The 12,975-nt window shown below is 46.1% G+C and carries 10 protein-coding genes and 1 pseudogene; 4 read left to right on the forward strand and 7 right to left on the reverse strand.

Annotation, left to right across the window (positions count from 1 at the left end; genetic code table 11):
• Positions 1–180 precede the first annotated feature (180 nt).
• Positions 181–864: a hypothetical protein gene (locus tag NIT79A3_RS13220; RefSeq protein WP_013966680.1), complete on the forward strand. Its 684-nt coding sequence runs from the start codon at positions 181–183 to the stop codon at positions 862–864.
• 262 nt (positions 865–1,126) lie between these two features.
• On the opposite strand, the gene umuD is transcribed toward NIT79A3_RS13220, so the two are convergent.
• A complete protein-coding gene (gene umuD / locus NIT79A3_RS13225; protein ID WP_013966681.1) occupies positions 1,127–1,732 on the reverse strand; it encodes a translesion error-prone DNA polymerase V autoproteolytic subunit in 606 nt (201 codons plus the stop codon).
• Positions 1,733–1,812: 80 nt separating this feature from the next.
• Positions 1,813–2,025, reverse strand: coding sequence for a hypothetical protein (locus tag NIT79A3_RS13230; protein ID WP_041360352.1), 213 nt, complete (start codon positions 2,023–2,025; stop codon positions 1,813–1,815).
• A 712-nt stretch (positions 2,026–2,737) separates the two neighbouring features.
• On the opposite strand from NIT79A3_RS13230, the gene NIT79A3_RS19575 reads away from it, so the two are divergent.
• From NIT79A3_RS19575 to NIT79A3_RS13240, 3 genes and pseudogenes are all read left to right on the forward strand, one after another.
• Positions 2,738–2,881 (forward strand): hypothetical protein, encoded by a 144-nt coding sequence (locus NIT79A3_RS19575; protein ID WP_348225629.1) that lies wholly within the window; start codon positions 2,738–2,740, stop codon positions 2,879–2,881.
• Between the two features lie 159 nt (positions 2,882–3,040).
• Positions 3,041–4,003, forward strand: coding sequence for an IS5 family transposase (locus tag NIT79A3_RS13235; protein WP_013966683.1), 963 nt, complete (start codon positions 3,041–3,043; stop codon positions 4,001–4,003).
• A gap of 155 nt (positions 4,004–4,158) precedes the next feature.
• Positions 4,159–5,178 (forward strand): annotated as a pseudogene (locus NIT79A3_RS13240) (IS256 family transposase); the annotation flags it as partial.
• A 532-nt stretch (positions 5,179–5,710) separates the two neighbouring features.
• Here the strand turns inward: NIT79A3_RS13240 and NIT79A3_RS13250 are convergent.
• The 5 genes from NIT79A3_RS13250 to NIT79A3_RS13270 form a co-directional block, all read right to left on the reverse strand.
• Positions 5,711–6,265 carry a methyltransferase domain-containing protein gene (locus NIT79A3_RS13250; RefSeq protein ID WP_013966685.1) on the reverse strand — a complete coding sequence of 185 codons (555 nt, stop codon included), beginning with the start codon at positions 6,263–6,265 and terminating at the stop codon, positions 5,711–5,713.
• The gene (locus NIT79A3_RS13255; protein ID WP_013966686.1) at positions 6,262–9,408 is read right to left on the reverse strand and encodes a CusA/CzcA family heavy metal efflux RND transporter; all 3,147 of its coding nucleotides are present in this window, start codon (positions 9,406–9,408) and stop codon (positions 6,262–6,264) included. The genes NIT79A3_RS13250 and NIT79A3_RS13255 overlap by 4 nt, the downstream gene beginning before the upstream one ends.
• Position 9,409: 1 nt before the next feature.
• Positions 9,410–11,002, reverse strand: coding sequence for an efflux RND transporter periplasmic adaptor subunit (locus tag NIT79A3_RS13260; RefSeq protein ID WP_013966687.1), 1,593 nt, complete (start codon positions 11,000–11,002; stop codon positions 9,410–9,412).
• 24 nt (positions 11,003–11,026) lie between these two features.
• A complete protein-coding gene (locus tag NIT79A3_RS13265) occupies positions 11,027–12,331 on the reverse strand; it encodes a TolC family protein (RefSeq protein ID WP_348225630.1) in 1,305 nt (434 codons plus the stop codon).
• Positions 12,332–12,589: 258 nt separating this feature from the next.
• On the reverse strand, positions 12,590–12,973 hold the full coding sequence (locus NIT79A3_RS13270) for a hypothetical protein (RefSeq protein ID WP_013966689.1): 384 nt from the start codon (positions 12,971–12,973) through the stop codon (positions 12,590–12,592).
• Positions 12,974–12,975: the final 2 nt, after the last annotated feature.

A 12,975-nucleotide genomic window follows, 5' to 3' on the forward strand; every position in this document is an offset into this window, starting at 1 on the left:
ATCAATTGAAAGGCTATGTATTCTAAAATACAGACTCAAAATATTGCCATTTTTTTGAGCCTCTTATGAATTATAAGCCTTTCTATATAGCGAGAGCCGCTCGTCAGAAAATAGTGAACCAGACGTAACTCAAAAATACAAAACCAAAATTAATTGCGATAGTAGATCGAGAGTGTTGATATGTTTGCTTCAAGTCAGACATTATTGGGTGTTGCGCTAGGATATATTCTTTTCTCAATTTTTGAGTCTGTTGCTCACAAATATCTTTTGCATGCAAAGTGGCATACACACATCTATTGGAAAAACTTAGGATACTTAGGTGAATATATCACCAATTCATGGTATTCGCATCACGTTGTTCATCACTGCAAAACCTTTAAAACCAATCATGTGACTCTTTTTGACTCCGAGCAGCAAGAAAAGGAATTGCATCAGTTTTTAATTAAAAATAACAAAGAACAGATTGTACTAAGTAGCTACGGTCTCAGAATAGGGAATATATACGAAAAAATCCGCTATCTTTATCCCCATTTTCTGTGGCTTATTATTGTTTGTTACGCTGGAGGAGGTTGGTTTACTTTAGGTGTTCTTGTTCCACTCTTTTTTTACATTTGGATTGCAGAATATGTTCACCCTTATATTCATCTGCCATATAGCAAAGCAATTGGTACGGCTTCCCCTATAATGAGATTAGTAATAAAAACTAAGTATTTCAAATACCTTGCTCAACATCATTATCTTCATCATAAGTATATCAATTGCAATTTTAATTTGATGCTCGGCGCAGATTGGTTTTTAGGATGCCACAGATCTCCCAATAAAAATGACCTAATTGAAATGAATAATCTAGGCCTTCATGAGTAAATCATGATAGTAATCATCATTCCCCTTTGATTCCAGGTTTTATATTGTGTAAAAATACAAATCCAATCACATCCACTTACCTTGGGGGTATTTTATTGAATCGTACCATTAATTTCTATACTAATAACCACTTATTAACTTGATTTAATGGACGCATGTTGGATGCAGGTCCGAATCCAGAAATCCCCCATGATCCATGCTTGTTTGCATGGCGATGAGTAGTCTAAATTGCTTTCTGCAAGAAATACCGGCAATAGTCTGGTTATTTGAAACGGCGGAATGATCCTATCACGACACCAAAAATTTCAAACTGCATATCTGGGCGAATGTAAATGGGTTTGTAAGCACCTGATGAATTGGCTGGCATAAGCCTGGGCATTTTGTTCGCCCCGTAATCAAAGATTTTAATGGTGAATTCACGGTCCACCACTGCAAGCACAATGTCACCGATGCTTGGTGTCTTTGATCTATCTACCACAACTTTATCGTCTGGCAGCAAGCCGACATCAATCATCGAATCTCCCTTAATCGTAACGAAGAACGTCGATGCGGCATGATCGATCAGAAATTCACTGACATCGAGGCTTTTCTCGACATGATCATCCGCCGGACTGGGAAAACCTGCTGCCACTTTAGTGGAAAAAAGCGGTAACAAGGTCGGTTGATCGCTAATGACGGGAATAAAAAACTCATCCACGTTGGTTGCCTCACTATCGGGGCCTGTTCTTTTACGCTGGTATGCGTCAAGAAAGTTTTTAATGGTAGCTCCCTGACTCTCGGGTATACGTATTGAAACTGTCGGCTCGCCATATTTACCCTGACCGCGCGGCCTGCCTGCATTTTCTCTTTTCCCGCCACGATTTGACATGCTTGAATCACTCCATATTTGATATACGAAACAGCATTCAAACACACCAGCTAGAGTGATGTCAAATATGCTGAAAGAATCTATATCAGGTTGTTGGATGATGATTCCGATTCTGGCTCCGGCAATTTCTGCAGTCTTGGCCAACGATCATAAATCCAGTGATATTCAGGCAGTGTTTCTTCAGTAGCCACGTAGACCCTTTGTTCACCATCACGCTCAGCAAGTAATGCCTGGATAGCCATGCTGGGTGCCAGAGTGATCCAATGGGATTGTTTATCTTGATCTTTTCCCACGAAGTTTCCAGCAGGAATCAATACGGGTCTCGGATGCCACGGTTTCCATTTACCTACTTTGATGGAATCGATACGTGCCTAAACGGTCATCATAATTGTCACCAAAGCGGTCAAGATAATTGACGCGAGACAGCATGGTTGAATGCAATCAATTGGCTGCACTTTTTAGGTAAGCATCAAACACATTTTAGCATTTTATTGATCTAAATCAATGAATCCAACTTTGATTCGATTGAAAATTTTGTTTCCACTATTACATATAATTGGAGGCAATAATGAAAATGCTAGAAACAGAAGATGCTATTACATTTAAAAAATTGGGTTTCAATTTAACAGTCATAAGCGCAGTGGCGGTGGGTTTGATTTTTATATCGATGTATTTTTCGTAAGTAATCGACGCAAGCGCCTAAAATTCTTTGATTTCTAGTGCTTTAATGAACTACCTCGCCCCTTGGGGCGAGGAATTAAACCAGAGAAGGACTAGATACCGCAATCCTTACCTGACCAGCCATACTTTCGCATGGGCACTACTTTTAAGAGGTGAAAATTCGCTTTGGGTTGCGCAGCAAATGGGGCATAAGGATTAGGGGTCAGATTAGAAAGATTTATGGGGAGCTATGATCATTTCTGGTGTATGACAGGAGAAGAGAGCGGTGTAATCTGTTGATAAAGATCTGCCCAGATCAACTATCAAAATAAGGAGAACACCGCAATGACAGATAATAATGTTTTTAAACTGAATAGACCAGAGCAGGATGATCCGTTGCAAGAGGTGCTCCGGGAAGGTGCACGTAAAATGTTGGCTGCAGCTATTGAAGCGGAAGTATCGATCTTTATGAGCGGCATGGACTTTTAGAAACCGCTGAAGGTAAATCGGCAGTGGTTAGAAATGGTTATCTGCCTAAGCGATCGATTCAAACAGGACTCGGAGACATTGAAGTTAAGGAAACTCTGATTAAATCCCAAAAACTTGTAAAATACGCGTAGATTGTAACCACTGCAAGGGAATGCATTGATGAAACAATTAGTATTGTCGATTCCATTATTTATCAAGAAACCAAAAGTAACTCGCCGGCAAAAGTTTCTCGAAGAAATGGAGCAAGTGGTTCCATGGGTAGACTGGACGAATCGGATCGCGCCGCACTATCCGGTAGCAGGTTTGGGACGCAAGCCATTTGCGTTGGAAGCGATGCTGCGGATTCATATGATGCAGCAATGGTTTGGTTATTCAGATCCGGCAATGGAAGAAGCGTTACATGATGTGCCGATGCTACGTGAATTTGCAGGACTAGATGCGGGAGAAGATGTTATGCCTGATGAGACGACGATCCTCAAGTTTCGCCACCTGCTGGAGAGGCATCACTTGGCACAAAGCCTGTTTGCTGAAACAACTGCGCGGTTAGCGCAACAGGGATTATTGCTGCGTCAGGGCACGATAGTTGACGCCACGCTGATAGCGGCTGCGCCATCGACCAAGAACCGGCAACGCAAACGTGATGGCGAGATGAGTTCGACTAAGAAAGGCAGCAACTATTACTTTGGATTAAAAGCACACATAGGCGTAGATGCCGATTCCGGCCTGGTGCATAGCCTGGAAATTACCACGGCCAAAGTGGCCGATGGCAACATGACTGATGCGCTGATACATGGCGAAGAGGCGATTGTATTGGGTGATCGGGCTTATACTCGTAATGATCGCAATCTGGAAGCGCAACGACAGCCGGAAGAGCCGGTCTGGGGTATGCCATTCAAACGCAAGCGCGGTGAGGAATTGCCAGCAGAACATGTCGTGCTCAATCGTATGCTAGCTTCACTACGCGCAAAGGTTGAACATCCGTTTCGTATTGTCAAAAGACAATTTGGTTATACCAAAGTCCGTTACCGAGGATTGTTCAAGAATGCACAACAGCTTCATCTGTTGTTTGCTCTGGCTAATCTCTACCATGTTCGTAAGGTGTTAATGCCAACCACGGGATAATTCCGTCCAATACCCCTGAAAATCAGCATCAGGGGACAGAATAGTATGCAATCTGCTAAAAATTACAGTTATTAATCGCACAATAATGCCTATATTAGCTACTTTACCGATAGCTTTGTCGACAAAACTGGAATAAATAACTTAATCAGAGCTTCCTTAAAGTTCCGAAGATTCGAGATCGTTCTAATTCTGGTATTAAGTTTAACAGTAGCCTGGTACCGCCTTACTTGAAGCGTGCCAAGAATATTGAGGAGTTTTTACCCTGGCTTTACCTGATGGGCATTTCAACGGGAGATTTTTCAGAGACGCTGAAGCATCTTTTGGGGGCGAATGCGACGGGACTGTCGGCGGCCACGATTAGCCGATTAAAGCAGGACTGGGAGCAGGATTACCAGGAATGGAGCCGACGTGATTTAAGTAAGAAACGTTACGTTTATGTTTGGGCTGATGGCGTCTACAGTAATGTCCGAATGGATGACCGGTTATGTTTGTTGGTGATTATCGGTTCCGATGAAACGGGGCGCAAAGAATTGCTGGCATTGTCTGACGGCTACCGTGAATCGGCTGCGAGTTGGGAGGAAGTATTAACGGATTTAAAGCAGCGAGGACTCAAGAACGCACCTAAATTGGCTGTCGGTGATGGTGCTCTGGGATTCTGGAAAGCTGTCACCAAGCTCTGGCCAGAAACCGATCAGCAGCGCTGCTGGGTGCATAAGACCGCCAATGTATTGGAGAAACTACCCAAAGCCATGCAACCCAAAGTCAAAGAAGCCTTGCATGATATTTGGCAAGCGGAAACTCGGGAAGAGGCTTACAAAGCATTTGATGATTGTATTGAACGATTCAGCCCAAAATATCCAGGCGCGATGGATTGCTTGGCCAAGGACAAAGATTCCATGTTGGCTTTCTATGATTATCCTGCCGAGAACTGGCAGCACATTAGAACCACCAACCCAATTGAGTCTGTATTTGCTACTGTCAGACTAAGAACTGCCAAAATGAAAAATTGTGGAAGCCGTATAACAACACTGACGATGGCATTCAAACTCATGGAAACCGCACAGAAAAAATGGTTCCGCTTAAGAGGTTATAATCTGTTAGCAGATGTAATCAATGGCGTTAAATTTGTTAACGGTATTAAACAAGCAGAGGATCAAAAACAGAATGCCGCTTGATTCTCTATACACCAGATTTGACTATAGCTCATATTTATGGGTGCCACATACACAAAAAACAGAGTAGAAAGTAATTCTAATCCTTTATAATCTGATAAACCCGATAAGTCAGGTAATTAAGTTATACAAGTAGAAAAATGCATTGCGCTTCTAGTTGCCTACTTGTTGTAATACGGTATTTTGCCGGCCTGGCGGTACAGGAATACTTGAAGCCAAAATACCTTCTCTTACCTATCCAGACCACTGCATCAACCCCCCTCCATACCTTATTTTCGGCCCATCAGACCAATTCAAATCGAACTCATTAGAGTTATAATCAGGCCCCTTCCGAACGAGCCGATCAACCACTTCTTCATCAGTAAATCCCCGTTCCACATCGGTTGCAATGACGTGTTTGAGCTCGGCTATTGATTGGCTATGCCATGCATTCATAGTTTATTTCTCATTGGCTTGCAGGCACGGTATAAAGCGATGACTCCGACCACTGTGCGATAACGGGTAGTCTCCTCCACTGGATGGAATCCGGCATCTGCTATAAAAACCGGCAATAAACCCAGAATGTATCGTGAACCTCTTCAGCCCACCGCATTACCAGAGAGATTAGCCACATGGCCAAATCCTGCGGTTTGCCGAAGTCCGCAATATGCAACTCGCCACCGGGCTTCAATACGCGAAATGCTTCCCTGAGTGCTTGCTGTTTATCTTGCTGCGTCAAATGATGCAACATCAGGCTAGCAAAAACGTGATCAAAGCTTTCGTCCGGATAGGGCAAACAAGTCGCCGTACCCTGTTGCAGGACGATAGTCACTCCTGTTTGCTCGGCCTTCCTTCGTGCGATGTCCAATATCTGAGGATCCATATCAAGACCATTTACTCCGGCATCCGGTTGAATTTGTTTGATCATCAGAGTGAGTGTGCCCGTACCGCAACCCACATCCAGCACATCTTGACCAGGCTGGATGCGGGCTTGCGCGATCAATGCAGTCTTAATTCTCGATTCAGGAAATAAGCGCCGCATTATCGGATCGTACCAGCGTGTCAGCCAGTGGAAATGAAACGCCGGGATATAATGAGGATGCTTCTTCATGACAAATCCCTCATCTTTTCCGTTTTAAGTGAATGTCGAATTGAAATTTCCTTGATAAGCGCATAGATTGCGGGAAACACGATCAATGTTAGTACTGTAGCGGAAACCATGCCGCCCACCATCGGGGCAGAAATGCGCCGGATCACTTCGGAACCCGTGCCGCTGCTAAACATAACCGGAAGCAGGCCCAAGACACTTCCCGCGATGGTCATCATCACGGGTCGTATTCGATATACCGCCCCTTGCACTACCGCTTCGTAAAGATCCTCGACGGTGACTTTGCTGCCAGAAGCTTCACGCTTTGCAGTCACCTCTTTGAGCGCCTGATCGAGAAACTCGAGCATAACCATTCCAGATTCGGCCGCGATACCAACGAGACCGATGAAACCAATTGCGGCTGCGATGCTCATGTTGTAGTCGAGCCAATACATCAGCCAGATACCTCCGACTAAGGAAAAAGGTACCGATAGCATTACTATCAATGTCTCTGTAAGACGATTGAAATTCAGATATACAAGCAGGAATACCATCAGGAGAGTGATAGGCACTACCACTTTCAGTTTCTCGTTGGCCCGCTCCATGTATTCGAATTGCCCGCTCCAGGTGGCATAGTACCCGGGAGGAAATTGCACTTGTTCACGCACTGCTTTCTGTCCGGCTGCAACGTAACTACCGATATCACGATCACGAATATCAACAAAAATATACGCAGACAGCAGTGCATTTTCCGTACGGATGCTTGGCGGGCCTTTGACAAGACTGATCTGTGCAAGCTGGCCAAGCGGAATCATTGTGGCTCCCATGGTCGGAACCAGCACCTGAGTAGCAATTGCCTGCGGATCGCTGCGTAGCTCGCGTGGATAGCGTACGGTAACACCGAAGCGTTCCCGGCCTTCAACCGTGGTCGTCACCATCTCGCCGCCAAGTGCTGCTGAAATCACAGACAATAAATCGCCGACAGCCAATCCATATCGGGCAAGTTCAAGACGATCGGGCTCAACATCAAGATAGTAGCCGCCGGTCGTGCGTTCCGCGAAGGCACTACTGGTTCCTGGCACCGTTTTAACAACTGATTCAATTTGTTTGGCAAGCTTTTCAATCTCGCCCAAATCCTTGCCGAACACCTTGATGCCGACGGGCGTACGAATACCGGTGGCAAGCATATCGTTTCTATTTTTGATCGGCATCGTCCAGGCATTACTGACTCCTGGCATTTGTAATGCTTGATCCAATTCGGCGATCAACTTGTCGATGGTCATACCTTGTCGCCAATCGCTTTCCGGTTTCAAATTAATGATCGTTTCAGTCATTTCCAATGGCGCTGGATCGGTAGCGGTATTGGCGCGTCCGGCTTTGCCCAATACCGATGCCACCTCGGGAAAACTTTTAATGATTTTATTCTGTGTTTGCAGGATTTCTGCCGCTTTGGTAACGGAAATACCTGGAAGTGTTACTGGCATATAAAGTAGTGTGCCTTCATTCAATGTTGGCATAAACTCTGTTCCCAGCCTGAGCATTGGATAAACAGTAACCCCAACTACCACGACTGCTGCCAGGACAATGAATTTTTTCCACTGTAACACCTGAGCCATTACAGGCCGATAGAGCTGGATCATGATCCGGCCCAGTGGATTGTCTTGCTCGCGCGGAATGCGGCCACGAAGCAAAAGCAGAATCAGAGCCGGTACCAAAGTGATCGAAAGCAGCGCAGCACCCGCCATAGCAAACGTTTTGGTATAAGCAAGCGGGTGAAACATGCGCCCTTCCTGCGCTTCGAGCACAAACACCGGTATAAATGATACCGTGATGATCAGCAAGCTGAAAAATAACGGTGGGCCGACTTCTTTGCAGGCTGCAATGACAGCCTCCGTGCGTGATTCATCGGGAGCAAGGCGCGCAAGATGTTTATGCGCGTTTTCGACCATGACGATGGCTGCGTCTGTCATTTCTGCGATCGCCAGTGCGATACCGGCCAGGCTCATGATGTTGGAATTAATGCCAAGGTGAAACATTGCAATGAAGGCGATCAGCACACCGATCGGAAGCATGATGATCGCCACCAATGCACTGCGCACATGCATGAGAAATACTGCACATACCAGCGCCACGATTATGATCTGCTCGATAAATACTTCGTTTAGCGTCGCGATGGCGCGGTGAATTAACTCCGAGCGGTTGTAGACAGGCTGAATCGAAACACCTTCCGGTAAACCGGACGCGATTTCGTCGATCTTTTTTTCAAGATTATGGGTAACATTGAGAGCGTTTTCACCATGCCGCGCCACTGCGATACCCGAAACAACCTCTCCTTCTCCGTTGTATTCAGTAATGCCACGGCGCTCATCAGGAACTAACTCCACCCGGGCAACATGACTCAGCAATACCGGCATACCCTCGTGTGCCTTCACAACCAGATTTTCAAGATCACTAATTCCGCGTAAATAGCCCTTACCGCGAACCATATTCTCAGTTTCCGTCAGCTCGATCACACGTCCCCCGACATCGCGGTTGCTGGAGGCGACAACATCGGAAATGGTTTTGAGTGATATCCCGTAGGCTTGGAGGCGCCGGGGATCTACAGTGACTTGATAGTTTTTTACAAAACCGCCTACACTCGCCACTTCCGACACGCCATGTGCTGCAGTCAACTGATAGCGCAGAAACCAATCCTGAATAGCACGTAATTCGTCGAGTGCGCGATTCTTGGCAATTAGCACATATTGGTAAACCCAACCAACCCCCGTTGCATCCGGGCCGAGAGAAGGCCTGACATTTTCTGGCAACCAGTTTGCTGCGAAGCTCAGGTATTCCAGTACTCGCGAACGCGCCCAGTAGATATCGGTGCCATCTTCAAAGATGACGTACACAAACGATACACCGAAATTTGATAATCCCCTGACAACCTTTGATTTTGGCACACTCAACATAGCGGTAGTCAGCGGATAAGTAATCTGGTCTTCGACCACCTGCGGCGCCTGTCCGGGATATTCCGTGTAGATGATGACCTGTACGTCCGATAAGTCGGGTATTGCGTCGATAGGCGTCTTCAACACTGCATACACGCCCCAAGCTACCACAAAAAAGGCTCCAAGTAGTACCAGGAAGACATTCCGCACCGACCATTCGATTATATTGCCAATCATCTTAGTGTCCTCCGTGAGCGGTGGCGCCGGGGCTGAGATCTGCTGGCTGAATGCGCACGATGATATATTCACCGGCTGATTCCTCGGTGATTTCGAATATAACCTTTTGTCCAGGCTTAAATGAACGAAGTAACGCTGGATCAGAAATGCGAAAATCCATGATCATTGCAGGCCATTGAAGACTAGCAATTGGGCCATGCGCAAGTGTGATTGTTGCATGCGCAAAATCCATGGTATTGATGGTTCCTTCGCCGCGATGCGTTTTTAATGGCGATGCCTTAACAAACGAGCCAGTTCCAGCCTCTTTTTCCTCATCCGGCAGTTGGTGACCTCCATGACCAAAGCCACTCAGAACCGCTTTGAGATTACTTTCTGCATCAATCAGGAAATTAGCTTTAACCACAACGGTTTCTCCAGTATTAATTCCCCCCAGCACCTCAGCATAGCCATCGGCATGCATACCCAGTTTAACCGTGCGCGGTTCAAATCGGCCTGCGCCGAGATCCACCAATACCACCCGGCGGGTGCCAGTATCCAGCACGGCTGAATCGGGTATTACCAGCACTTTGTCTTTGCTGTGGGATGAAGCAAATTCCACGCGTGCGTACATGGCAGGTTTCAGCAGGCCATCGAGGTTGGGAAGTACAACACGCACGATCGCAGTACGCGTCTCAGGAGTTACTGTGGGATAGATGAAAGCAATTTCACCGTTGAATACTTCGTTTGGATAAGCTTCCACTCTGATGGTGGCCACCTGACCTTGATGTACCATTCCAAGATCTTGTTCAAATACGTCCGCTAGCACCCACACGCTGGATAAATCAGCAATCTGATAAAGCACTTCTCCAGGCATAAAGCGTTGACCCATGACAGCCCTCTTTTCCAGCACCACACCATCGGCTTTAGAACGCAATGTCATATACTGCCGCACTTCGCCGGTTTGCTGCAGGCGTTGTAACTCGGTTTCCGCAATATCCCAATTGCGCAGTTTCTGCAATGCGCTGGCAACCAATCGCTGCATAGAGGCCCGCACATCGGAATCGCTATCAGCGGTGGATTGCAACCCCCTTAGCGCAATCAAGTATTCCTGTTGTGCAGTAATCAAATCAGGACTGTATACATCCATCAAGGCATCGCCCTTTCTCACTGCCTGACCTGTAGTGTTTACATAGAGCCGTTGGATCCAGCCTTCAAATTTAGTCACTAACGTATATAATTTGCGTTCATCTGCCTGTATCGTTGCTACGGCTCTAATAGTGCGCGTCAGTTCACGTAATGTTGCAGTTTCAGTTCGCACCCCTAGCTTTTGAATTTTTTCGGTACTTATTTTTACAATAGTTTGATCTGATTGAGATTCCTCTCCCTCATAAACCGGCAGATAATCCATTCCCATGGCATCCTTTTTGGGTACTGGGGAGGTATCGGGCAACCCCATTGGATTGCGATAATATAAAATCTTTTTTTCGGTGCTGGTTGCTGCGGATAAAGCAACTCCGGTTGATGTTTGTGATTGCGTATTACCCAACCAATAACCCGCGAACAGCGCGGTTGTAATCGCAATCCCAATCATAATTGGCTTAATAGTAGATTTCATTGGAAACTCCATAATCGGTAACAGTTAGTGCTGCTTTTTGCCGACCAGCAAATCAATTTCCGCCACTGCTTTGCTGTAATTCGCCATCGCGGTGATGAGACTGGTCTCGAAATCAAATACTGTCATTTGATTATCCAGCAAGGTCAGAAAATCAACCCGGTTTACCTGGTAAGCAGCCAATGCGGATTCAACCGTCAATTTCGCTTGTGGAAGAATGGCAGTCTGATAGAGCTTGACCGATTTCAGGCTTTGCTCAGCGATGGCAATTTGCTGACGCAATCTTGCCGTAACTTCATTACTTTGCGCTTTATACAGACTGACTGTTTGATCACGCATTGCCTGTGATTCCATGATGCGAGGCTCAATTTTATTACCGCGCCATACCGGCAGATTAACCGCCACAGTCATACTGACCATGTCATCGCGTCTCGTACCGTCCATCATGTTGTCACGCTGGCCATACGAAAACCGCACGTCAAAATCCGGATAGTAGGCCCTGCGTGCCAAATCAACAGATTTCTCATTGCGTGCAATCAGGCTTTGCAATGCAAGCAATTGCGGGCGTTGCGTTAGAGCTTCCTGTTGTAATGCCGCCAAATTCAAAGGCACTTCTTGAATTTGTAGTGGTACCGGAACCGGAATCTCGCCTTTGATGTGGCGTCCCAGAGTGCGAATCAGTTCTGCTTCCAACACTGGCTGTTCGCGCGCCAATCCCGACAATCTGTCCAGCATTCTCGATACTTGTGTTTGTGCTTTCAGTACATCCGCCTGACTGCCTTGTCCAACTTGGTAGCGTTCTTCCGCAACGAGCAGAAAACGTTCGAGTGTTTGTTTATTTTTTTCAACCAATTTGATCATTTCCAGCGTAAGCCCGAGATCAAAGTAAGCTGTTTTAAGATCGTGCACAACGCGATTAACCGTTTCATGATAACCCTGCCCAATCGCTTCGGCATCCTTGGCGGCAACATCTTTACGCAAACCGCGTTTTCCCGGAAAAGGCAAACGCTGAGATAGACCGATCATTTTCATGGTCATATCCTCGCGGTTGAATGGTGAAGATGCCAGCGGTGCATTGATCACACCAGCCTCAAGCATGGGATCATCCAGCGCTTCCGCTGGTGATACTCTTTGTTGAGCAGCTTCACGTTCTTGATACGCAGCCTGAATCTCCGGATTATTTTCCAGTGCTTCTGCAATCAAACTCGGGAGCAGCGTCACGTTGCGGGAGTTGGATGCTGTAAAGGTTTTTTGCGGAACAGATTGCGTGAAGACTACTGCTCCGGTTTTGTTTGAAATAACTTCCTGTCCCTGCGCATGGGTTGTTAGCATGATCACAATCCATGCAAATATGATCATACCAGCGCGGTTCATCGTAACCTCCGGAAGAAATTTTTTTGTTTCGGATTAGCTTTAATAATGAATGAAAGGAACATATTAGCCTCCTGACAGGTAATATCACCTGTTTCATCGATGATGAACAAACAGTGCGATTAGTTTGCGATATTGCACAACCTGCGCACATTTACTTACACTTACACGCAGGATTAATGCAAAAAATAGCTCTATGCCTGGATTACAGGCGGATTTTTAAAGGCGGCTAGCTAGCGGAGGATGTTGCGGCTGTTCGGGTACAAATGAGATAAAACTGGGATTCAATGAAGTAATAGCGGAAGTGCCGATGGTTAACATAGAGGCCGTGTAGCCAGACAGGATCGGCGTATTACTGTATGCGTTACAAGAGGTATCATCGCACGGCAGGCTTGCTAACAAATGATCGGTTGTATTATTTGCTGTTTGCTTATGACAAGCATCATGATGATGGTTATCGATAGCTGCCGCCGATTTCTCATGATGACTTTGGAAATTCTTTTCCTGCACACACACCGACAAAACAGCCGCTGCAGCGCCTTGCAATGGCAACCACAGCATAAAAAAAAGCAATAGCCATTTGTAGTAGTTGTGTGCTTTCATTT

This window comes from Nitrosomonas sp. Is79A3 (genome assembly GCF_000219585.1).
GTDB lineage: Bacteria > Pseudomonadota > Gammaproteobacteria > Burkholderiales > Nitrosomonadaceae > Nitrosomonas.